This window comes from Tistrella mobilis, from assembly GCF_041468085.1.
In the GTDB taxonomy this organism is placed as follows: domain Bacteria; phylum Pseudomonadota; class Alphaproteobacteria; order Tistrellales; family Tistrellaceae; genus Tistrella; species Tistrella mobilis_A.
Window position 1 is genome coordinate 622140 of sequence record NZ_CP121017.1, and the last position, 23378, is coordinate 645517.

A 23378-nucleotide genomic window follows, 5' to 3' on the forward strand; every position below is an offset into this window, starting at 1 on the left:
CTTGAATGATCCTCGACGACGCAGCCGAAACGCCTCCTTCTCCCCTCCGTTCTTCCCCCCAGGGGGGCCGGCTGTCCTGACCCGAGGATCTGACGCCATGACCGAACAGCTTCCCCAGCCGGCCGCGATCCGCCCCCGCGACTTCGCAGCCCGCCGCCACACCAACCGTCTGCGCCGCTATGGCGCCGGGCTGATGGCCGGCGTGGCACTTGCCCTGCCGCTGGCCGCCGTCGGCGGCACGGTGGTTGCGCCGACCCCCGCCAGCGCCGCCTCGCTGCCCGAAAGCTTCGCTCCGCTGGCCGAGAAGGTGATGCCGGCGGTGGTCAACATCTCCACCACCCAGGAAATCCAGCAGCCGAGCGGGCCCGAGCAGATGCTGCCCTTCGACCTGCCCGAGAACTCCCCCTTCCGCCGCTTCTTCGAGCCCTTCATGCAGGGCCAGCAGCCGACCCACCCCCAGGTCGTCAATGCGCTGGGATCGGGCTTCATCATCGATCCCTCGGGCTATGTCGTGACCAACAACCACGTCATCGACGGTGCCACCGAGATCAAGGTCACGCTGGAGGACAAGAGCCAGTACACCGCCACGCTGGTGGGCCGCGACCCGCTGACCGACCTTGCCCTGCTGAAGATCGAGGCCGGCCACGACCTGCCGGCGGTTCAGTTCGGCGACAGCGACGCCGCCCGCGTGGGCGACTGGGTGCTGGCGGTCGGCAATCCGTTCGGCCTGGGTGGCACGGTGACCGCGGGCATCGTCTCTGCCCGCAACCGCGACATCAATGCCGGCCCCTATGACGACTTCCTGCAGATCGATGCCGCGATCAATCGCGGCAACAGCGGCGGCCCGGTCTTCGACGAAAGCGGCAGGGTGATCGGCATCAACACCGCCATTTACAGCCCGAATGGCGGGTCGGTGGGCATCGGCTTCTCGATCCCGGCCAATATCGCGACCAAGGTGATTGCACAGCTGAAGGAAAGCGGCAGCATCTCCCGCGGTTGGCTGGGCGTGGAAATCCAGCCGCTGACGCCCGAGATCGCCGAGGCGCTGGGCATGGACAAGCCGGAAGGCGCCCTGATCGCCCGGGTGCTGCCCGGCAGCCCGGCGGGCGATGCCGGGCTGGAACGCGGGGATGTGGTGGTGCAGATCGACGGCCAGCCGGTGAAGGATGCCCGTGACCTGACCCGCAAGGTGGGCGATCTGCAGCCGGGCGACCGGGTCGGCCTGACCGTCCGCCGCCAGGGCGACCAGAAGGATATCCGCATCCGTCTGGGCGAGCGCCCGCAGGATCTGGCGGCCAACCAGCAGGGCGATCATGCCGATCCGGGCGCCGGTGTCGCGGTGGATGCGCTGGGCGTGCGCCTGGCCCCGATCGATGACGGGCTGCGCCAGCGGCTGGGCATCGACGACGGCGTCAAGGGTGTGGCGGTGGTCGACATTCTGCCGCCCAAAGGCGACGACAAGCGGCCCCGCCCGGGTCCCGGCCCGGAACTGCGCCCCGGTGACGTGATCGAGCAGGTGGCGGGCACGGCGGTCGATCGCCCCTCTCAGGTGACGGCCCTGATCGACGAGGCCCGTGCCCGCAAGCGCGACCACATCCTGCTGCTGGTCGCCCGCGGCAATGAGAGCCGCTTCGTCGCGGTCCAGATCAAGTGATCGCCAGCTGACCGGTTGACGTCGTCCGGGTCGCGCACCGGCCCGGCCGACGCCCCCCGGAGCGGCTGACCCTCCCTCCTGGTCGCTCCGGATCCTCGACCCGCAGGCAGCGCAGGGCAGATGCGATGCTTGCGGGCAGACGCGGGCGGGTGCCACCATCCCCGGGGGCACCCGCCCGCGTCGCGTCTTTCCACAACCCGCTCCTGCCCACCGCTTCAGGACATGCCGGCCGATGAAGATCCTGATCATCGAGGATGACGACCGTACCGCCCAGCAGGCGACGCGCGCGCTCACCGAGGCGGGACATGTGGTCGATCGGGCGCCCGACGGGCGCGAGGGGCTGTTTCTCGCCACCGGCGGCGGCTATGACGTCATCGTGCTCGACCGGATGCTGCCGGGGCTGGACGGGCTGGCGGTGCTGGGGGCGCTGCGCGGCGCCGGACAGGGCGTCCCGGTGCTGATCCTCTCGGCCCTTGCCCATGTCGATGAACGGGTGCGGGGGCTGAAGGCCGGCGGCGACGACTATCTCTCCAAACCCTTCGCCGCGGTCGAACTTGTCGCCCGGGTCGAGGCGCTGGGCCGCCGCCCGGTGCAGGCCACGGCCACCGACCGGCTGGTGGTGGCGGATCTGGAGGTCGATCTGCGCACGAGGCGGGTGACCCGCGCCGGCCGCGCCATCGACCTCAGGCCGCAGGAATACCGGCTGCTCGAATTCCTGATGCGCCATGAAGGCCAGGTGGTGACCCGGGCCATGCTGTATGAAGGGGTCTGGGACTTCCATTTCGAGCCGCAGACCAATGTGGTCGAGGTGCATGTCAGCCGGCTGCGTCAGAAGATCGACCGGGGCTTCGGCCGGCCGCTGATCCGCACCCATCGCGGCGGCGGCTATTCGCTGGGGATGGAGGACATCGCCCAGGGGGGCAGTGCCGGCGCCGGAGACGACGATGACCGCTGATGCGGCCGGGCTGTTCCGGCATCTGCGCCGCACCTCCGCTGCCCGGATCGTCGCCATGTATCTGGCGGTTTTCGTGGCCTCGACCGGCCTGGTGCTGGGGGCGGTGACCTGGGCGGCGCTGACCCTGATCGACCAGCAGATCGACCAGACGCTGGATGCCGAGGTCCGCGGCCTGGCCGAACAGTACCGGATCGAAGGGCTGGGCCGGCTGATCGAGGTGGTGCGCGCCCGCTCCGGCGCGCCGCGCGGCCGGCCCGGGCCCAATCCGGGGGCCACACCCGGCATGGGGCTGGGCGGCATCTATCTGCTGGCGGCACCCGACGGTGTGCCCATCGAGGGCACGCTGGATGCCTGGCCGCGGACGGCGGAGGTGACGGCGGATGGTGCCATCGATGCCGAACTGGCCGATGGCCGCACGGCCCGGGTCCGGGTCTATCAGCTGGCGGGCGGTTTCCGGCTGCTGGTCGGCCGGGATCTGGCCGAGCGCGCCCGGTTCCGCGAGCTGGTGACCGAGGCCTCGGCCTGGTCGATGGGGCTGGTGCTGCTGCTGGGCCTATACGGCGGCTGGATCCTCGCCCGGCGATCGCTGGCCCGGGTGGATGCCATGGCCCAGGCCGCCCGCCGGATCATGGCCGGCGACATGGAAAAACGGCTGCCGGTGGCCGGCAGCGGAGACGAATACGACCGCCTGGCGGATGCCGTGAATGCAATGCTCGACGAGATCGCCCGGCTGATGACCGCAAGCCGGCTCGCCTCGGACGCCATGGCCCACGACCTGCGCGGGCCGCTGGCCCGGGCGCGGGTGTCGGCGGAAGAGGCGGCGGCCGCCATCGGACACGGCGACGGCGAGGCGGCGCGCGCGGGGCTCGACGAGGCGGTGGCTGAAATCGACCGGGTGATCCAGACCTTCGAGGCGCTGACCACCATCGCCCGGGCCGAAAGCGGTGCCGGCCGCACCGCCTGGGCGCTGGTGGATCTGACCGCCCTGGTGGCGGAACTGGCCGAGATCTACGAACTGCCGTTCGAGGACGAGGGCCGCCCGGTCACGAGCGTGCTCGACCCCGACATCACGCGGCCGGGCGACCGGGCGCTGCTGCAGCGCGCGGTGGCCAATCTGCTTGAGAACAGCCTGAAACACGGCGCCGGGCCGGTGGCGATCCGGCTCGCCGCCGAGGCGAACGGGGCCTGGATCGTGATCAGGGTCGAGGATCGCGGGGCGGGGGTTCCGGTGGCGGAACGCGCGCGGGTGGTGGAGCGCTATGCCCGGCTCGATCCGGCCCGCAGCCGGCCCGGAAGCGGGCTGGGGCTTGCACTTGCCGATGCCGTGGCCCGGCTGCACGGCGGCCGGCTGGTGCTGGCCGATACGGCACCCGGCGAGCCCATGCCCGGGCTCGCCGTGGAGTTGAGGCTGCCGCGAGACGGTGCTGCGCCCCGGGCTCTGGATCAGGCCTCCGAACCGCCCCTCTCTGCGCCGCTCCGGCCCGGGCCCAGCGCATAAAGGGCGACGGCGGTCGCCGTGGCGACGTTCAGGCTTTCCACCCGGTCCGAGATCGGCAGGCGCAGCAGCAGGTCGCAGGTCTCGCGGGTGAGCCGGCGCAGCCCCGGGCCCTCTGCACCCATGACCAGGACCAGGCGGTCGGGCAGGCCGGCGGCGCGGACATCCTGCGTCGCATGGCCGTCGAGGCCCACACACCACCAGCCCAGCCGCTTCAGCTCGTCGAGTGCGCGGGCGAGGTTGCCGATCTGAACCAGCGGCACGAGTTCGAGCGTGCCCGAAGCGGCCTTGGCGAGCACGGCGCTTTCCGGAGCCGCCCGCCGTTCGGTCGTGATCACCGCGGCGGCGCCGAAGGCGGCGGCGGCGCGCAGGATCGCGCCCACATTATGCGGGTCGGTCACCTGGTCCAGCACCACGATCAGGGCCGGGCCTTCCGGCACGGCGGCCAGGGTGGCTTCAAGGTCCCGCTCGGGCAGGGGGGCGAGCTGAAGCGCGATGCCCTGATGCACGGCATCCTCGCCGAACCGCCGGTCGATCTCGGCGCGGGCGACGGTCTCGATCTGCAGGTTGCGCTTGCGGGCGAGGGCGGAGAGTTTCGGATCGCTCGCCGCCTCGGAGCGTTCGGCGACCAGCAGCCGGTGCAGGCTGCGCGCCGGATTGGCGAGCGCCGCCTCGACCGGGTGGCGGCCATAGAACCAGAGCCCGCCGCCGGTGTCGCGGCCGCCCTGGTCGCCCCGTCCCCGGCTGCGGCCGGCCCGTGCCTGATCACGATGTGCTGAATCACGATTTGACGGTCGACGGCGATCTTGGTTTGACATCGGTCCTCGGTTTCGTTACGAACGCGCTACACCGCGTTCGACGCGGCCGGTTCCGGCCTCTTCATGGGGCAGGGAACAAGGCTTCGTCAAGCGGACCCGTACCCAGGTACCGGTTCGCAATCGTGGGACAAGGTCTTCGAATGCGTGCCCAGCAACATTCTCGTTGACTTCTTCCCGCGAATTTCCATAGTGCCGTCGCCAAGGCGCGGTGCAGGAAGCACCCATGGAGGGGTGGCCGAGCGGTCAATGGCAGCAGACTGTAAATCTGCCGGGTTTTCCCTACGTTGGTTCAAATCCAACCCCCTCCACCACTTTCCCTGCAGCGCAGCCTGGTCGCGGATGCAGGCGTGACCGGCCTTCCTCACACGGGGGTGGCCTTCTGGTCGCGCGGGCGCGGGTGTAGCTCAATGGTAGAGCTCCAGCCTTCCAAGCTGGCTATGCGGGTTCGATTCCCGTCACCCGCTCCAGATCCCGGAAATGCTACCCTCGCGGGCCCGAAATCTTTGGGCAGCCGCGTTTTCTCCGTCGGTACAGCTCTCTAGTCGGGTTTGAGCAGGATGGGTAAGGAAAAGTTCGAGCGCAGCAAGCCGCACGTGAACATCGGCACGATCGGTCACGTGGACCATGGCAAGACGACGCTGACGGCTGCGATCACGAAGGTTCTGGCCGAGACGGGCGGAGCGACCTATACGTCGTACGACTCGATCGACAAGGCTCCTGAAGAGAAGGAGCGCGGCATCACCATCAACACGGCGCATGTCGAGTACCAGACGGAAGCCCGTCACTATGCGCATGTTGATTGCCCCGGCCATGCCGACTACGTGAAGAACATGATCACGGGTGCGGCGCAGATGGACGGCGCGATCCTGGTCGTGTCGGCGGCGGACGGTCCGATGCCGCAGACCCGCGAGCATATCCTGCTTGCGCGTCAGGTCGGCGTTCCGGCGCTTGTCGTGTTCATGAACAAGGTCGACATGGTCGACGACGAGGAGCTGCTGGAGCTCGTCGAGATGGAAGTGCGGGAGCTGCTCGCCAGCTACGACTTCCCGGGCGACGACATTCCGGTGATCAAGGGCTCGGCTCTGGCTGCGATCGAGGGCACGAACCCGTCGATCGGCGCCGAGCGGATCCTTGAGCTGATGCGTGCGGTTGACGAGTACATCCCGACCCCGGATCGTCCGAAGGACCAGCCGTTCCTGATGCCGATCGAAGACGTGTTCTCGATCTCGGGCCGCGGCACGGTTGTGACCGGGCGTATCGAGCGCGGCGTGATCAAGGTCGGCGAGGAAGTGGCGATCGTGGGTCTGCGCGACACCACGAAGACCACGGTGACCGGCGTCGAGATGTTCCGCAAGCTGCTGGATCAGGGCGAGGCCGGCGACAATGTCGGCGTGCTGCTGCGCGGCACGAAGCGCGAGGACGTGGAGCGTGGTCAGGTGCTGGCGAAGCCGGGCACCATCACCCCGCACACCAAGTTCGCCGCCGAGGCGTATATCCTGACCAAGGAAGAGGGCGGCCGTCACACCCCCTTCTTCACCAACTATCGTCCGCAGTTCTACTTCCGGACCACGGACGTGACCGGTGTCATCACCCTGCCGGAAGGCACGGAGATGGTCATGCCGGGTGACAACGTGTCGGTCACCGTCGAGCTGATCTCGCCGATCGCCATGGACGAAGGCCTGCGCTTCGCGATCCGCGAAGGCGGCCGTACCGTCGGCGCCGGCGTCGTCGCCAAGGTCGTGGCCTGACCTTCCTCCGAAGGCTGCCGGAACCCTGGTTCCGGCAGCCTTCGGACCCGCTTTGCGGCCCCTGCCGGACCCCCGTCCGGCAGGGGCCGCGGCGTTTTCTCCGCGGTGCCGGGTGGTGCGGTGGAGGCTTCGCCAAGAACTGCGCGCAGGGCGTCGAAAGTGTCTCGACAAGTCGGACATGACGCGCTAGAAGGATGGCCCGTCCGCACCTGCGGGCGACGGCGATCCTTGTCTGCCGAACCGGGCCTTCTGCGATACGCATCGTGTGAAAGCTTTGAGGAAGGTGGGCCGTGATCTTTGAAGGGCACGTCGCATCGGCCGGTCCGGTGTGTCGTGCGGCGGTGGAGGAGTGTAGCTCAATGGTAGAGCACCGGTCTCCAAAACCGGGGGCTGGGGGTTCGAGTCCCTCCACTCCTGCCAACCTCTCCGCCGCGCGTTCGTGACCCCGACCCAGAGCCGCCCGGGCTGACCGGCGGCAGATCCGGAACAGAGTAGCCATGGCCAAGACTTCCCCCGGCGAGTTCGTGCGGCAGGTTCGTCAGGAGGCGCGCCGCGTCACCTGGCCGACCCGCAAGGAAACGCTGATCACCACCGCCACCGTGTTCGTGATGGCGTTCGTTGCGGCGATCTTCTTCTTCGTCGCCGACCAGGTGATCGCCTGGGGCGTTCGGCTGATCCTCGGCCTCGGCGCCTGACCTGAACGAGGAGCCGGCACCATGATCAGCAACTGGTACATCATCCACGTTTACTCGGGCTTCGAGAAGAAGGTGGCGCAGTCGATCCGCGAACAGGCCGCCCGCAAGGGCATGGAAGGCCTGATCGAAGAGGTCCTGGTGCCGTCCGAAGACGTGGTCGAGGTCCGGCGCGGCGTGAAGGTGAACACCGAGCGCAAGTTCTTCCCCGGCTATGTGCTGGTGAAGATGCAGCTGACCGACGACACCTGGCATCTGGTCAAGGACACGCCGAAGGTCACCGGCTTCCTGGGCGGCGGCGGGTCGCGCCCCGTGCCGATCACCCAGGCCGAAGCCGATCGGATCATCAATCAGGTGAAGGAAGGCGTCGAGCGCCCCAAGCCGTCGATCAGCTTCGAGATCGGCGAGCAGGTGCGTGTGGCCGACGGTCCGTTCACCTCGTTCAACGGTGTGGTCGAGGATGTCGACGACGAGCGGGCCCGCCTGAAGGTGGCCGTTTCGATCTTCGGCCGCTCGACCCCGGTCGAACTGGAATTCTCTCAGGTCGAGAAGGTCTGAGACATCAAGGCTTCGGGCGAAGCCGGCCTCATCAGGGGCCGGCTTCGCCCGCATCCGTTCCGGCATCCGCCGGGCGGATGCAGCCCGCAGATCCGGCGCCGGTGACGGCACGGAGGCCTGCGGGTGGTGCCGGCGGGAGGCCTGGCCAGGGCCGTCACCGCCGCCCCGTCTGAATGGAAGGGTCTGAACATGGCAAAGAAGATTACCGGCTATATCCGGCTTCAGGTGCCGGCCGGTAAGGCGAACCCGTCGCCGCCGATCGGTCCCGCGCTCGGTCAGCGCGGCCTGAACATCATGGAGTTCTGCAAGTCGTTCAACGCGCAGACCCAGGGTATGGAACCCGGCATGCCGATCCCGGTGGTCATCACGGCCTACCAGGACCGCAGCTTCACCTTCATCATGAAGAAGCCGCCGGTCTCCTACTACATCAAGAAGGCCGCCGGCATCTCCAAGGGCGGTGCCACCCCCGGCAAGGCCCAGGCCGGTTCCATCACCCTTGAGCAGATCGCCAAGATCGCCGAGGACAAGATGGTCGATCTGAACGCGAACGACCTGGACGGCGCGATTCAGATGGTGAAGGGCTCGGCCCGGTCCATGGGCCTCGTGGTGGTGGAGTAATCGGATGGCGTTCCACGGCAAGCGACTGAAGCAGGCCCGCGCGACCGTCGATCGCGAAAAGCTCTACGGCCTTGACGAGGCGGTGGCGCTGGTGAAGGCCAATGCCGGCGCGAAGTTCGACGAGACCGTCGAAATCTCGGTCGGCCTGGGTGTCGATCCGCGTCATGCCGACCAGATGGTCCGTGGCGTGGTGCAGCTGCCCAACGGCACCGGCAAGAGCGTGCGCGTGGCGGTCTTCGCCCGCGGCGACAAGGCCGAAGAGGCCCGTGCGGCCGGCGCCGAAGTGGTGGGTGCGGAAGATCTGGCCGAAGAGATCCTCGGCGGCAAGATCGATTTCGAGCGCGCCATCGCGACCCCGGACCTCATGCCGGTGGTGGGTCGTCTGGGCCGCGTGCTCGGCCCCCGCGGCCTGATGCCGAACCCGAAGCTCGGCACCGTCACCCCGAACGTCGCCGATGCGGTCAAGGCCGCCAAGGCCGGCCAGGTTGAGTTCCGCGTCGAAAAGGCCGGCATCATCCATGGTGGCGTCGGCAAGGCGAGCTTCTCGGAGACCGCCCTGATCGAGAACATCCGCGCCTTCGTGGATGCGCTGGTCAAGGCGAAGCCGTCGGGTGCCAAGGGCACCTACCTGAAGAAGCTGGCGCTCAGCTCGACCATGGGTCCGGGCGTGCGCGTCGACATTGCCGAGATCACCCAGCCGGGTGGCCAGGGCAACGCGGCCTGATATCAGACTTTCATCCGGCCTGCGGACTCCGCAGGCCGGATGAGTGAAGACCGTCCTGTCCGAGACGGCAGGTGTGCCGGCCCCCGGTTCCGACCGGAGCGCCCGGCATTTAATGGATCCCCCGGGATCCGCCTGTCCAGACGGCGAGCAATCGATCCGGTACGGCGCCTTGCCGGTCCGGACGGTTCGCAGACTCGCGGCAGGTGCGGACGGCACCCCGACGGTTCCCGGCCCGGCCGGAAACCAGAAACGGTGCCACCGAGCCGCGATGCGACGTCCCCCCTGCGGGGAGCCGGCGCATCGCATGGTAACCCACACGCGGAGACGAACCGTGGATCGTGCAAGCAAGGAAGAGCTGGTCGCAGAACTGCGCCAGTCCTTCACGTCCGCGGGCGTCGTGGTGGTGACCCATTACCGGGGTCTGACGGTGGCCGAGTCCACCCAGCTCCGGATCGGGATGCGCGACGTTGGCGCGTCCTTCAAGGTCACCAAGAACACGCTCGCCCGTCTGGCACTCCAGGGGACGGCTTTCGAGGGGATCATCCCGCTGTTCAACGGCCCGACCGCCATTGCGGTGTCGTCGGATCCGGTGGCGGCGGCCAAGGCGGTGATGAAGTTCGCCAAGACCAACGAAAAGCTCGTTGTTCTGGGCGGCGGCATCATCGGTCAGACCCTCGACGCCAACGGCATCAAGGCCCTTGCGGACCTGCCGTCGCTCGACGAACTGCGCGGCAAGCTCATCGGCGTCCTTCAGGCGCCCGCGAGCCGCATCGTCGGCGTGCTGCAGGCCCCCGGCGGTCAGCTGGCCCGTGTCCTCAAGGCCTATGCCGAGAAGGACCAGGCCGCCTGACCCCAGGCTGCCCACCCCTCGGACCAAACCCATCATCGAAGGCCCGCCCGAATCAGGGCGCCGGTCGGTGGCACGGCGGATGCCGGCCCATGACCGGGTCCCGTGCGGGCCGAACCGGATCGAAGTTCAGGAGCTACTACAATGGCCGATCTCGCCCGCCTGGTTGACGAGCTGTCCGCCCTTACCGTTATCGAGGCCGCCGAGCTCTCGAAGATGCTCGAAGAGAAGTGGGGCGTCTCCGCCGCCGCTCCGGTCGCCGTGGCTGCCGTCGGTGGCGCCGCCGAGGCTGCCGCCCCGGTCGAGGAGAAGACCGAGTTCGACGTGATCCTCGTCGACGCCGGCGACAAGAAGATCAACGTCATTAAGGAAGTCCGTGCGATCACCGGCCTTGGCCTGAAGGAAGCCAAGGACCTGGTCGAGGGCGCGCCGAAGCCGGTGAAGGAAGGCGTGACCAAGGACGAAGCCGAGGCGATGAAGAAGAAGCTGGAAGAGGCCGGTGCGAAGGTCGAGGTGAAGTAATTCACGAACGACACGCATCGCTCGACCGAGCGATCCGCCGCGACGCCTGTGGGTGTCGCGGCAGCTGCGCCGCCCGACTCCGGTTCGTCCGGGGGCGGGCGGCGTCGCCTTGCCGGGATGGCCCTCTGGCGGCAGCAGCCCCGCGGACCGGACGGAAAACAGGGCGGTGTGACCGGCGGGCCGGGATCATTGCGTGCCGCCAGGATGGGGCAGCCAGATGCTGCAACAAAAATCTTCCCATCCCGGATGCTTTGCGATATGGTCACAGGCTCGCAAGTGGTGATGGGCAGCTTTGGCTCCGCGACAGGCTGGACACACGCAACTACTTACGGGTTTCATCGGGCGTCATGCAGGATCCGGCATGGCGCCGCAACCGCATGTGTATGTGGCTGGATCGGGCATGTCTTCGGATATGTGGATTTCAGGCGGATATGCAGGCGATCGTTCCTCGGCGGAAGGATGCGATCCCGTCATGGACGGGCACGCAGCAGGACGTGAACGACGGATGGCTGGTCGGCTCATCGCAGCGCGCGAGGCGCGCGGGCGGAGTGCCGGCCGTTTTCGTCGAAATGTCCGACTTCACCGGCGCGTCGGCAGCCGGTGGCCTGGGACGGTGAGTGCGGGATCGACTGTCTGAGGACCGGGGCCGGTGAATGCCGGGGGTCCTGCAGGCGGGGCGGGCGCATGAATTGACGGCGCCGACGCCGTTAGAAAAACGGTTCGAGAGGAACGACGATGGCATACTCGTTTACGGGTCGCAAGCGCGTTCGGAAGAGCTTCGGTCGCATCCCCGAAGTCACGACGCTGCCGAACCTGATCGAGGTCCAGAAGAAGTCGTACGATCAGTTCCTTCAGCTCGACGCCGATCCGGCCCAGCGCCCGGATAGCGGTCTGCAGGGCGTGTTCAAGTCGGTTTTTCCGATCAAGGACTTTTCCGACCGCGCGACTCTCGAGTTCGTGCGCTATGAACTCGAGACCCCGAAGTTCGACGTCGAGGAATGCCAGCAGCGCGGCATGACCTTCGCCGCGCCGCTGAAGGTCACGCTGCGTCTGGTCGTGTGGGACATCGACGAAGACACCGGCGCCCGGTCGATCCGCGACATCAAGGAGCAGGATGTCTACATGGGCGACATGCCGCTCATGACGGACAAGGGCACCTTCATCGTCAACGGCACCGAGCGCGTCATCGTCAGCCAGATGCACCGCTCGCCGGGCGTCTTCTTCGACCATGACCGCGGCAAGACCCATGCCTCGGGCAAGCTGCTCTACGCGGCCCGGATCATTCCGTATCGCGGCTCGTGGCTCGATTTCGAGTTCGACGCGAAGGATCTGGTCTATGTGCGCATCGACCGTCGCCGCAAGCTGCCGGCGACGACGCTGCTGCGCGCGCTCGGCTATGACAACGAGCAGATCCTCTCCACCTTCTACGCCACGATCACCTACGAGCGGAACGACAAGGGCTGGCAGACCCCCTTCGTTGAAGAGCGCCTGCGCGGCATCAAGCTGGCCCGCGACCTGATCGACGCCGATACCGGCGAGGTCGTCGCCGAGGCCGGCAAGAAGCTCGCCCCGCGTGTGATCCGCAAACTGGTCGAAAGCGGCCTGCGCGCCTTCGTGGTGGCGCCGGAAGACCTGATCGGCGCCTATGCCGGTGAGGACGTGATCGACGAGACCACCGGCGAAGTCCTGATCGAGGCCGGTGATGAGATCACCGCCGAGCATCTGGTGAAGCTGGAGGAGCTGGGCATCACCCGGCTGCCGACGCTGGCGATCGACCACATCAATGTGGGCGCCTATATGCGCAACACGCTGATGCTGGATCGTACCGACACCCGCGACGAAGCGCTCATGAACATCTACCGGGTGATGCGCCCGGGTGAGCCGCCGACCCCTGAGACCGCCGAAGCCCTGTTCGAGAGCCTGTTCTTCGACAGCGAGCGCTACGACCTTTCGGCCGTCGGTCGCGTGAAGATGAACATGCGTCTCGGCCTCGACACCGACGACAGCGTGCGGGTTCTGCGCCGCGAGGACATCCTCTCGGTCATCAAGACCCTGGTCGACCTGAAGGACGGCAAGGGCGAGATCGACGACATCGACCATCTCGGCAACCGCCGTGTCCGGTCGGTCGGTGAGCTGATGGAGAATCAGTACCGCATCGGCCTTCTGCGCATGGAACGCGCGATCAAGGAGCGTATGGGTTCGGTCGACATCGAGTCGGTCATGCCCCACGACCTGATCAACGCGAAGCCGGCGGCGGCCGCGGTCCGCGAGTTCTTCGGCTCGTCGCAGCTGTCGCAGTTCATGGACCAGACCAACCCGCTGTCGGAAATCACCCACAAGCGTCGTCTTTCGGCGCTTGGCCCGGGCGGTCTGACCCGTGAGCGGGCGGGCTTCGAGGTCCGCGACATCCATCCCACGCATTACGGCCGCATCTGCCCGATCGAGACGCCGGAAGGCCCGAACATCGGTCTGATCAACAGCCTGGCCACCTATGCGCGGGTGAACAAATACGGCTTCATCGAAAGCCCCTATCGCAAGGTGGTCGACGGCCGCGTCACCGACGAGGTCGTGTACCTCTCGGCGATGGAAGAGGGCCGCTACACCATCGCGCAGGCCAATGCCGATCTCGATGCCGAAGGCCGCTTCGTCAACGAGCTGGTGACCTGCCGCGAGATGGGCGAGTTCGTGATGTCGCCGCGCGAGCAGATCACCCATATCGACGTCTCGCCGAAGCAGCTGGTTTCGGTTGCGGCCTCGCTGATCCCGTTCCTTGAGAACGACGACGCGAACCGCGCGCTGATGGGCTCGAACATGCAGCGTCAGGCGGTGCCGCTGGTCCGTGCCGAGGCGCCGCTGGTCGGCACCGGCATCGAGCCGGTGGTGGCGCGCGACTCGGGCGTGGCGCTGGCCGCAAAGCGTGGCGGCGTGGTCGACCAGGTCGATGCGACCCGTATCGTGATCCGCGTGACCGACGGCGACGGCGCCACCAACGGCGTCGACATCTACAAGCTGTCGAAGTTCCAGCGGTCGAACCAGAACACCTGCATCAACCAGCGTCCGCTGGTGAAGGTGGGTGACCGGATCCAGACCGGCGACATCATCGCCGACGGCCCCTCGACCGAGCTTGGCGATCTCGCCCTCGGCCGGAACGTGCTCGTCGCCTTCATGCCGTGGATGGGCTACAACTTCGAGGACTCGATCCTCATCTCGGAGCGCATCGTCTCGGACGATGTTTTCACCTCGATCCATATCGAGGAATTCGAGGTGATGGCCCGTGACACGAAGCTGGGGCCCGAGGAAATCACCCGCGACATCCCGAATGTCGGTGAGGAAGGCCTCCGCAATCTCGACGAGGCCGGCATCACCTATATCGGTGCCGAGGTGAAGGCGGGCGACATTCTGGTCGGCAAGGTCACGCCGAAGGGCGAAAGCCCGATGACGCCGGAAGAGAAGCTGCTCCGCGCCATCTTCGGCGAGAAGGCCGCGAATGTTCGCGACACCTCGCTGCGCGTGCCGCCGGGCGTCACCGGAACCGTCGTCGAGGTGCGGGTGTTCTCGCGCCGTGGCGTCGACAAGGACCAGCGTGCGCTTGCGATCGAGCGGGAAGAGATCGACCGTCTGGCCAAGGACCGCGACGACGAGCGCGCGATCCTGGAGCGCAACGCCTACCGCCAGCTCCGCGACCTGCTCGACGGTCAGAAGATCGTCGGCGGCCCGCGCGGCATCAAGGCGGGCGAGCTGGTGACCGACGAGGTGCTCTCGTCCTTCACCCGCGGTCAGTGGTGGCAGATCGCCATCGCCGACGAGGCGCGCATGGCCGATATCGAGGCGGTGAAGAAGCAGCTCGACCAGCGGGTCGACCAGCTTCAGAAGCGCTTCGAGAACAAGGTCGAGAAGCTGCAGCGCGGCGACGAGCTGCCGCCCGGCGTGCTCAAGATGGTCAAGGTCTTCATCGCCGTGAAGCGCAAGCTTCAGCCGGGCGATAAGATGGCCGGCCGTCACGGCAACAAGGGCGTCATCTCGCGGATCATGCCGATCGAGGACATGCCGTATCTGGAAGACGGCGGCAATGTCGACATCGTGCTGAACCCGCTGGGCGTGCCGAGCCGCATGAATGTCGGGCAGATCCTTGAGACGCATCTGGGCTGGGCCTCGGCCGGTCTCGGCCGCAAGATCGGCAAGATCGTCGAGGAGCTGGACCGCGGCAAGACCATGGACGACCTGCGCGCCTATCTGCGCCACGTCTATGAGCGGGAAGACGATTGCCGCGAAATCGACGGCATGTCGGATGCCGAGGTGCTGGAGCTGGCGCGCAACCTGAAGCGCGGCGTGCCGATGGCGACCCCGGTCTTCGACGGTGCCAACGAAGGCGACGTCGTGCGCATGCTGGAGGAAGCGGGGCTCGACCATTCCGGTCAGGTCCAGCTGATCGACGGCCGCACGGGTGAGCCCTTCGACCGCAAGGTGACCGTGGGCTACATCTACATGCTGAAGCTCCACCACCTGGTCGACGACAAGATCCACGCCCGGTCCATCGGCCCCTACAGCCTGGTCACCCAGCAGCCGCTGGGCGGTAAGGCGCATTTCGGCGGCCAGCGTTTCGGTGAAATGGAGGTGTGGGCGCTCCAGGCCTATGGTGCCGCCTACACGCTGCAGGAAATGCTGACGGTGAAGTCCGACGACGTGTCGGGCCGGACCAAGATCTACGAGGCCATCGTCAAGGGCGACGATACCTTCGAGGCCGGTATCCCCGAGAGCTTCAACGTTCTCGTGAAGGAAATCCAGGCACTCGGCCTCGACGTCGAACTGGTCCGTAACGACTGACGCCATCGGCCCGGCCGATCTCCGGCGCGGCGGATGGATATGGCTGCCATATCCGTCCGCCGCGCCGTCCGCACTCCGCAGACCTTGCGGAAGACGCGCTAAGGGAGAGCGACTTTCCCATGAACAACGACGTGCTCAATCTGTTCGGCTTCGGCTCGGGGGCGCAGTCCTTCGATGCGATCCGCATCTCCATCGCGAGCCCGGAGAAGATCCGGTCCTGGTCGTATGGCGAGGTCAAGAAGCCCGAGACGATCAACTACCGCACGTTCAAGCCGGAGCGCGACGGCCTGTTCTGCGCACGCATTTTCGGTCCGATCAAGGACTACGAATGCCTGTGCGGCAAGTACAAGCGCATGAAGCATCGCGGCATCGTCTGCGAGAAGTGCGGCGTCGAGGTCATTCAGGCCAAGGTGCGTCGTGAACGCATGGGCCATATCGAACTGGCCTCGCCGGTCGCGCATATCTGGTTCCTGAAGTCGCTGCCCTCGCGCATCGGCCTTCTGCTCGACATGACGCTGAAGGACATCGAGCGGGTTCTCTATTTCGAGAACTACGTGGTGATGGAGCCCGGCCTGACCCCGCTCAAGCAGCACCAGCTGCTGACGGAAGAGCAGTTCATGCGTGCGCAGGAGGAATACGGCCCGGACGCCTTCCAGGCGGGTATCGGCGCCGAAGCCATCCGCGACATGCTGAAGCAGCTCGACCTCGATCGCGAGAGCGAGGAGATGCGCACCGAGCTGGTCGAGACCTCCTCGGAAGCCAAGCGCAAGAAGCTGGTCAAGCGGCTGAAGCTGCTCGAATCCTTCATCGAGTCCGAGAACCGTCCCGAGTGGATGATCCTGGAAGTCGTTCCCGTCATCCCGCCGGATCTGCGCCCGCTGGTGCCGCTGGATGGTGGGCGCTTCGCGACCTCGGACCTGAACGATCTCTATCGCCGCGTCATCAACCGCAACAACCGCCTGAAGCGTCTGCTTGAGCTGCGTGCGCCCGACATCATCGTGCGCAACGAGAAGCGCATGCTGCAGGAGGCGGTGGATGCGCTGTTCGACAATGGCCGTCGCGGCCGCGTCATCACCGGCGCCAACAAGCGCCCGCTGAAGTCGCTGTCCGACATGCTGAAGGGCAAGCAGGGCCGGTTCCGTCAGAACCTGCTCGGCAAGCGCGTCGACTATTCGGGTCGTTCGGTCATCGTGGTGGGCCCGGAGCTGAAGCTCCATCAGTGCGGCCTGCCGAAGAAGATGGCGCTCGAACTCTTCAAGCCGTTCATCTATTCGAAGCTCGAACTCTATGGCCTCGCCACCACCATCAAGGCGGCGAAGCGCATGGTGGAGAAAGAGCGCCCCGAGGTCTGGGACGTGCTCGACGAGGTCATCCGCGAGCATCCGGTGTTCCTGAACCGCGCGCCGACCCTGCATCGCCTCGGCATCCAGGCCTTCGAGCCGGTGCTGATCGAGGGCAAGGCGATCCAGCTGCATCCGCTGGTCTGCGCGGCCTTCAACGCCGACTTCGACGGCGACCAGATGGCGGTGCATGTGCCGCTGTCGATCGAGGCGCAGCTCGAAGCCCGCGTGCTCATGATGTCGACCAACAACATCCTGAGCCCGGCGAACGGCAAGCCGATCATCGTGCCGTCGCAGGACATCGTCCTCGGCCTCTACTACCAGACCCAGATCGGCGAGAACGAGCTGGGCGAGGGCATGGTGTTCTCGGATGTGGGCGAGATCGACCAGGCGCTGGACGCCGGCGTCGTCAGCCTGCATGCCAAGATCCGCTGCCGCTACCGCACGGTGGATGACGACAACAACCCGATCACGGTGATGGTGGATGCGACCCCGGGCCGCATGCTGCTCTCCGAGATCCTGCCGCGGAACCCCAAGATCAAGTTCGATCTGATCAACCGGGTTCTGACCAAGAAAGAGATCACCAACGTCATCGACGCCGTCTACCGCCACTGCGGTCAGAAGGAGACGGTGATCTTCTGCGACCGGCTGATGGCGCTCGGCTTCCGCCGTGCGGCGCGTGCCGGCATCTCGTTCGGCAAGGACGACATGATCGTCCCCGACGAGAAGGCGGAACTGGTGGCCGTCACCACCGAAGAGGTGAAGCAGTACGAGACCCAGTACCAGGAGGGTCTCATCACCAAGGGTGAGAAGTACAACAAGGTCGTCGACGCCTGGGCGAAGTGCACCGACCAGGTCGCGGATGCCATGATGCGCGTCATCTCGGGTCAGGGTCAGGCGGGCATGGCCAAGAGCCCCCGCCACATGAACTCGATCTATATGATGGCCCATTCCGGCGCCCGTGGTTCGGCGGCGCAGATGAAGCAGCTCGCGGGCATGCGCGGCCTGATGGCCAAGCCCTCGGGTGAGATCATCGAGACGCCGATCATCTCGAACTTCAAGGAAGGCCTGTCGGTGCTCGAGTACTTCAACTCGACGCACGGTGCCCGTAAGGGCCTGGCCGACACGGCGCTCAAGACCGCGAACTCGGGTTACCTCACCCGCCGTCTCGTCGACGTGGCGCAGGACTGCGTCATCACCGAGGAGGATTGCGGGACCGAGCAGGGCCTGATGACCCGCGCCGTCATCGACGGCGGCGTGGTGATCGAGACCCTGGCCGATCGTATCCTGGGCCGGACCGCCGCCGAGGCGGTGACCCATCCCACGACCGGCGAGGTCGTGGTGGCTGCCGGTGAACTGATCGACGAGGCGGTGGTCGAGCGGGTCGACGAGGCCGGTGTCGAGGCCATCCGCATCCGCTCGGTGCTGACCTGCGAGAGCGGCCACGGCGTCTGCGCGGCCTGCTATGGTCGCGACCTGGCGCGCGGCACGCGGGTGAATATCGGCGAAGCGGTCGGCGTCATCGCGGCGCAGTCGATCGGCGAGCCGGGCACCCAGCTGACCATGCGGACCTTCCATATCGGCGGTGCGGCGCAGCGCGGCGCGGTCGTCTCCAGCATCGAGGCCAATTATGAAGGCCGCGTCCAGCTGGTGAACCGCAACGTGGTGCGCGACAGCCAGGGTGCCCTGGTCGTCATGTCCCGCAATCTCGAAGTCGTCCTCCTCGCGGAGGATGGCCGCGAGAAGGCACGGCACAAGGTGCCCTATGGTGGTCGTCTGTTCGTGGACGAGGGCCAGATGGTCACCGCCGGCCAGCGCCTGGCGGACTGGGACCCGTATACGGTGCCGATCATCACCGAAACCAGCGGTGTGGCGCATTACGTCGACCTGGTCGACGGCATCTCGCTGCTGGAACGGATGGACGAGGCCACCGGTATCGCCAACAAGGTCGTCATCGACTGGCGTCAGCAGCCCCGTGGTGCGGATCTGCGCCCGCGGATCACGCTGCGCGACAGCCAGGGTGAGGTCCTGACCCTGCCCAACGGCATGGAAGCCCGCTATTTCATGAGCGTGGATGCCGTGCTGTCGGTGGAGAACGGCCAGCAGGTGAACGCCGGTGACGTTCTGGCGCGTATCCCGCGCGAGAGCAGCAAGACCCGCGACATCACCGGTGGTCTGCCGCGCGTCGCGGAACTGTTCGAGGCCCGCAAGCCCAAGGATCATGCGGTCATCGCCGAGATCCAGGGCAAGGTCGAGTTCGGCCGCGACTACAAGAGCAAGCGCCGCATCCTGATCGTGCCGGACGAGGCGGATCAGGAGCCGCGCGAGTACCTGGTCCCGAAGGGCAAGCACCTGACGGTCCAGGAGGGCGATTACGTCCGCCGCGGCGACCTGCTGATGGACGGCAATCCGGTGCCCCACGACATCCTGCGCGTGCTGGGTGTCGAGGAGCTGGCCTCCTACCTGATCAACGAGATCCAGGAGGTCTACCGGCTGCAGGGCGTGAAGATCAACGACAAGCACATCGAGGTGATCGTTCGCCAGATGCTGCAGAAGGTCGAGATCCTGGATCCGGGCGACACCACCTTCCTGCTCGGCGAGCAGGTCGACCGGTTCGAGTTCGACCAGGTCAACGCCAAGGTCCGGCAGCGCAATGCCGAGCGTCTGGCGTCGGAAGGCGGCGAGCGGCAGCCCGACATGCGCGAGGCGAAGGCCGAGCCGGTGCTCCAGGGCATCACCAAGGCCTCGCTGCTGACCCGGTCGTTCATCTCGGCGGCATCGTTCCAGGAGACCACCCGCGTGCTCACCGAGGCGGCGACCGCCGGCAAGATGGACACGCTGGACGGCCTCAAGGAGAACGTCATCGTCGGCCGGCTGATCCCGGCCGGCACCGGTGCCGCGGTCAACCGGCTGAAGTCGATCGCGGCCAACCGCGACAAGGCCCTGCTCGGCAACGAGGATGGCGACGAGGCCGGGGCGGTGCTGGCAGGCTCCGCCGACGTGCCGGGCGCCGCGGAGTAACGCTCCCGGCGTCTGCGGCCCGGCATCCCCGACGACGCATCCCCGACGACGTTCGCGGCCCTGCTGCTGCCCTTCAAGGGGCGGCAGCAGGGCCGTCGGCGTCTGGGGGGGCGGCCGGGGCATGCAGATGATGCAGGTCCGCTACCCGCTCCGCCCGGCGGGGCGTCGCTCGTTACGGGAATCGCGCAGGATTCCGCAGAGTCCCGCGGGATTCCCCGACGGGCCGGAAACCCTTGCATGTCAAGCCTTTTGGGGTTGACGGGGGGAGGGGCCACAACTAGTATGCGCGCTCACTTCGGGGGCTGGTGTGCGGACCCCCATGGACGGGCGCGTCCATGCCGCACGGACATCCGGTCCCCTCCATGCCGTAGGGGCCGGCGAAAACAGCCCCCGGAAGGTAAAGCCTTTCCCGAGCCGGCATTTGTGCCGTTGGCGGGAAAGGGGCTTTGCCCTCCGACGGTTTTTGTGTGGACGCAGGGTCGCAAGCCCTGCAGCCCAAGTTTGACGGGATCGATTGGATGCCCACGATCAATCAGCTGATCCGCAAGCCGCGCCTCGCGCCGGTGGATCGCAACAAGGTGCCGGCCCTCGAGGCGTGCCCCCAGAAGCGTGGTGTCTGCACCCGCGTGTACACGACCACCCCGAAGAAGCCGAACTCGGCGCTTCGTAAGGTCGCCCGCGTGCGTCTGACCAACAGCTTCGAAGTCACCAGCTACATTCCGGGCGAAGGTCACAACCTTCAGGAGCACTCGGTGGTGCTGATCCGTGGCGGCCGCGTGAAGGACCTTCCGGGCGTGCGCTACCACATCCTCCGCGGCACGCTGGACACCCAGGGCGTCAAGAACCGTCGTCAGCGTCGTTCGAAGTACGGCGCCAAGCGGCCGAAGTGATCCGGCCGTCAAGGAGAGGTTGATCCATGTCCCGTCGTCATGCCGCTGAAAAGCGCCAGGTTCTCCCGGATCCGAAGTTCGGCGATGCCGTCGTCAGCAAGTTCATGAACGTGCTGATGTATGATGGCAAGAAGTCGGTCGCGGAAGCGATCGTCTACGGCGCCTTCGATCTGATCGAGCAGAAGACCCGTCAGGAAGGCCTCCGCGTCTTCCACGAGGCGCTCGAGAACGTGCGCCCGGCGGTCGAGGTGAAGAGCCGCCGCGTCGGTGGCGCCACCTATCAGGTCCCGGTCGAGGTCCGCCCCGATCGCGCCCAGGCCCTGGCCATCCGCTGGCTGATCACTGCCGCCCGGAACCGTTCCGAGAACACGGCGGTGGAGCGTCTGGCCGGTGAACTGCTCGATGCCGCGCAGAGCCGTGGCACCGCAATCAAGAAGCGTGAAGACACCCACCGCATGGCGGACGCCAACAAGGCGTTCTCGCACTATCGCTGGTAACGGGTCGGCCGTCTCTTAGAAACCCCAGCTTCCTGGACGCGAACATGGCACGCACGACGCCCATCGAGGCCTACCGCAACATCGGCATCATGGCGCACATCGATGCCGGTAAGACGACGACGACCGAGCGCATCCTCTATTACACCGGCCGGTCCCACAAGATCGGTGAGGTGCACGAGGGTGCGGCCACGATGGACTGGATGGAGCAGGAGCAGGAGCGCGGCATCACCATCACGTCGGCCGCGACGACCTGCTTCTGGAACAACCACCGCATCAACATCATCGACACCCCGGGCCACGTCGACTTCACCATCGAGGTGGAGCGTTCGCTCCGTGTTCTCGACGGCGCGGTCGCGGTGTTCGACAGTGTCGCGGGCGTCGAGCCCCAGTCGGAGACGGTGTGGCGCCAGGCGGACAAGTACCGCGTGCCGCGCATCTGCTTCGTCAACAAGATGGACCGCATGGGCGCCAACTTCTACCGCTGCGTCGACATGATGGTCGACCGGCTGGGCGCCAACCCGCTGGTTCTGAGCCTGCCGATCGGCTCCGAGTCGGAATATGTCGGCATCGTCGACCTGGTGAAGATGAAGGCGGTCGTCTGGAAGGACGAAAGCCTCGGCGCCGAGTTCGAAGAGCGCGACATTCCGGCCGATCTCGCCGACCGCGCCGAAGAGTATCGCCAGAAGCTGGTCGAGACGGCCGTCGAGGCCGACGACGAGGTGATGGAAGCCTATCTCGAAGGCAACGAGCCGGACGTCGCCACCCTGAAGCGCTGCATCCGCAAGGGCACGCTGGCGCGTCAGTTCGTTCCCGTGATCAACGGTTCGGCGTTCAAGAACAAGGGCGTGCAGCCCCTGCTCGACGCCGTGATCGACTTCCTGCCCTCGCCGGTCGACGTGCCGGCCGTTCACGGCACCGCCGTGGATGACCCGGAGACCACGCTGGTCCGCGAGAGCAAGGACGAGGCGCCCTTCTCGGCGCTGGCGTTCAAGATCATGTCGGACCCCTTCGTCGGCTCGCTGACCTACATCCGCGTCTATTCGGGTGTCATCGAGAGCGGCTCCTACGTGCTCAACACCGTCAAGGGTGATCGCGAGCGCGTCGGCCGCATGCTGCAGATGCACGCGAACAGCCGTGAGGACGTCAAGGAAGCCCGCGCTGGCGATATCGTGGCGCTCTGCGGCATGAAGGGCACCACCACCGGTGACACCCTCTGCGCCTCGGATGCCAAGATCATCCTGGAGCGCATGGAGTTCCCGGAGCCGGTGATCGAGGTCGCGGTCGAGCCGAAGACCAAGAGCGACCAGGAGAAGATGGGCCTCGCCCTGTCGCGTCTGGCGCAGGAGGATCCGTCCTTCCGCGTGTCGACCGACGAGGAAAGCGGCCAGACCGTGATCAAGGGCATGGGCGAGCTCCATCTCGAGATCATCGTCGATCGCATGCGCCGCGAATTCAAGGTCGAGGCGAATGTCGGTCAGCCGCAGGTGGCCTATCGCGAGCGCTTCGGTCAGCCGGTCGAGGTCGATTACACCCACAAGAAGCAGACCGGCGGTTCGGGCCAGTTCGCGCGCGTGAAGCTGAAGTTCGAGCCCTTCGAGGGCGAGGACGGCTTCGTGTTCGAGAACAAGGTCGTCGGCGGCTCGGTTCCGCGCGAATACGTCCCCGGCGTCCAGAAGGGCATCGAGTCCTGCCTGGGCAACGGCGTGATCGCCGGCTTCCCGGTGGTCAACCTCAAGGCCGAACTGATCGACGGCGCCTATCATGACGTCGACAGCTCGGTGCTCGCCTTCGAAATCGCGTCGCGTGCTGCGTTCCGCGAGGCCATGGGCAAGAGCCGCCCGGTGCTCCTCGAGCCGATCATGAAGGTCGAGGTCGTCACCCCGGACGAGTACATGGGCGACATCATCGGCGACCTGAACAGCCGCCGTGGTCAGGTGAGCAGCATGGACAGCCGCGGCAATGCCCGCGTCGTCAACGCCATGGTGCCGCTGGCCAGCATGTTCGGCTACGTCAACCAGCTGCGCTCGATGTCCCAGGGCCGCGCCCAGTACACGATGCAGTTCGACCATTACGAGCCGGTTCCGCAGCATCTGGCGGATGAGGTCAAGGCGAAGTACGCGGGCTGATCCGCGGATCGATGACCGGTTTGAAAAACGTTTGGAAAGACGGAGGCGA

Annotated in this window: 17 protein-coding genes and 3 tRNA genes; 19 read left to right on the forward strand and 1 reads right to left on the reverse strand. The window is 66.7% G+C overall.

Translation table 11 applies throughout. The annotated features are described in order from the left end of the window. Nucleotides 1-97 precede the first annotated feature (97 nt). From P7L68_RS08590 to P7L68_RS08600, 3 genes are all read left to right on the forward strand, one after another. Complete coding sequence (locus tag P7L68_RS08590; protein WP_372004197.1) at nucleotides 98-1654, forward strand: DegQ family serine endoprotease; 1557 nt, start codon at nucleotides 98-100, stop codon at nucleotides 1652-1654. Between the two features lie 232 nt (nucleotides 1655-1886). Further along, nucleotides 1887-2609 carry a winged helix-turn-helix domain-containing protein gene (locus tag P7L68_RS08595; protein WP_372004199.1) on the forward strand — a complete coding sequence of 241 codons (723 nt, stop codon included), beginning with the start codon at nucleotides 1887-1889 and terminating at the stop codon, nucleotides 2607-2609. Further along, nucleotides 2599-4107, forward strand: coding sequence for an ATP-binding protein (locus tag P7L68_RS08600; RefSeq protein ID WP_372004201.1), 1509 nt, complete (start codon nucleotides 2599-2601; stop codon nucleotides 4105-4107). The genes P7L68_RS08595 and P7L68_RS08600 overlap by 11 nt, the downstream gene beginning before the upstream one ends. Here P7L68_RS08600 and rlmB read toward each other — a convergent pair. Then, on the reverse strand, nucleotides 4053-4922 hold the full coding sequence (gene rlmB, locus P7L68_RS08605; RefSeq protein ID WP_372004203.1) for a 23S rRNA (guanosine(2251)-2'-O)-methyltransferase RlmB: 870 nt from the start codon (nucleotides 4920-4922) through the stop codon (nucleotides 4053-4055). The genes P7L68_RS08600 and rlmB overlap by 55 nt on opposite strands. Before the next feature lie 225 nt (nucleotides 4923-5147). Here rlmB and P7L68_RS08610 point away from each other — a divergent pair. The 16 genes from P7L68_RS08610 to fusA all read left to right on the forward strand — a co-directional run bounded on the left by P7L68_RS08610 (nucleotide 5148) and on the right by fusA (nucleotide 23329). Next, a tRNA-Tyr gene (locus tag P7L68_RS08610) sits at nucleotides 5148-5233 on the forward strand. An 82-nt stretch (nucleotides 5234-5315) separates the two neighbouring features. Next, nucleotides 5316-5389, forward strand: a tRNA-Gly gene (locus P7L68_RS08615). A 90-nt stretch (nucleotides 5390-5479) separates the two neighbouring features. Further along, nucleotides 5480-6670, forward strand: coding sequence for an elongation factor Tu (gene tuf, locus P7L68_RS08620; RefSeq protein WP_372004205.1), 1191 nt, complete (start codon nucleotides 5480-5482; stop codon nucleotides 6668-6670). Nucleotides 6671-7015: 345 nt separating this feature from the next. Then, nucleotides 7016-7090, forward strand: a tRNA-Trp gene (locus tag P7L68_RS08625). Nucleotides 7091-7167: 77 nt separating this feature from the next. After that, nucleotides 7168-7365: a preprotein translocase subunit SecE gene (gene secE / locus P7L68_RS08630; protein ID WP_014746161.1), complete on the forward strand. Its 198-nt coding sequence runs from the start codon at nucleotides 7168-7170 to the stop codon at nucleotides 7363-7365. A gap of 21 nt (nucleotides 7366-7386) precedes the next feature. Next, the gene (gene nusG / locus P7L68_RS08635) at nucleotides 7387-7920 is read left to right on the forward strand and encodes a transcription termination/antitermination protein NusG (RefSeq protein ID WP_014746160.1); all 534 of its coding nucleotides are present in this window, start codon (nucleotides 7387-7389) and stop codon (nucleotides 7918-7920) included. Between the two features lie 189 nt (nucleotides 7921-8109). Continuing rightward, complete coding sequence (gene rplK / locus P7L68_RS08640; RefSeq protein ID WP_372004208.1) at nucleotides 8110-8538, forward strand: 50S ribosomal protein L11; 429 nt, start codon at nucleotides 8110-8112, stop codon at nucleotides 8536-8538. A 4-nt stretch (nucleotides 8539-8542) separates the two neighbouring features. Then, nucleotides 8543-9262 (forward strand): 50S ribosomal protein L1, encoded by a 720-nt coding sequence (gene rplA, locus P7L68_RS08645; protein WP_372004210.1) that lies wholly within the window; start codon nucleotides 8543-8545, stop codon nucleotides 9260-9262. Between the two features lie 331 nt (nucleotides 9263-9593). Beyond that, complete coding sequence (rplJ, locus tag P7L68_RS08650; RefSeq protein WP_372006801.1) at nucleotides 9594-10112, forward strand: 50S ribosomal protein L10; 519 nt, start codon at nucleotides 9594-9596, stop codon at nucleotides 10110-10112. Between the two features lie 141 nt (nucleotides 10113-10253). After that, a complete protein-coding gene (rplL, locus tag P7L68_RS08655; RefSeq protein ID WP_372004212.1) occupies nucleotides 10254-10631 on the forward strand; it encodes a 50S ribosomal protein L7/L12 in 378 nt (125 codons plus the stop codon). A 431-nt stretch (nucleotides 10632-11062) separates the two neighbouring features. Further along, nucleotides 11063-11248, forward strand: a complete 186-nt coding sequence (locus P7L68_RS08660; RefSeq protein WP_372004213.1) for a hypothetical protein — start codon at nucleotides 11063-11065, stop codon at nucleotides 11246-11248. A gap of 118 nt (nucleotides 11249-11366) precedes the next feature. After that, nucleotides 11367-15455 (forward strand): DNA-directed RNA polymerase subunit beta, encoded by a 4089-nt coding sequence (gene rpoB, locus P7L68_RS08665; RefSeq protein ID WP_372004215.1) that lies wholly within the window; start codon nucleotides 11367-11369, stop codon nucleotides 15453-15455. 119 nt (nucleotides 15456-15574) lie between these two features. After that, on the forward strand, nucleotides 15575-19816 hold the full coding sequence (gene rpoC, locus P7L68_RS08670; RefSeq protein WP_372004217.1) for a DNA-directed RNA polymerase subunit beta': 4242 nt from the start codon (nucleotides 15575-15577) through the stop codon (nucleotides 19814-19816). Nucleotides 19817-20334: 518 nt separating this feature from the next. Further along, nucleotides 20335-20706 (forward strand): 30S ribosomal protein S12, encoded by a 372-nt coding sequence (gene rpsL, locus P7L68_RS08675; RefSeq protein ID WP_014746152.1) that lies wholly within the window; start codon nucleotides 20335-20337, stop codon nucleotides 20704-20706. Between the two features lie 26 nt (nucleotides 20707-20732). Beyond that, nucleotides 20733-21203: a 30S ribosomal protein S7 gene (gene rpsG, locus P7L68_RS08680; RefSeq protein ID WP_014746151.1), complete on the forward strand. Its 471-nt coding sequence runs from the start codon at nucleotides 20733-20735 to the stop codon at nucleotides 21201-21203. 44 nt (nucleotides 21204-21247) lie between these two features. Then, entirely contained in the window at nucleotides 21248-23329 is a 2082-nt protein-coding gene (gene fusA / locus P7L68_RS08685) for an elongation factor G (protein ID WP_372004219.1), read from the forward strand. Nucleotides 23330-23378: the final 49 nt, after the last annotated feature.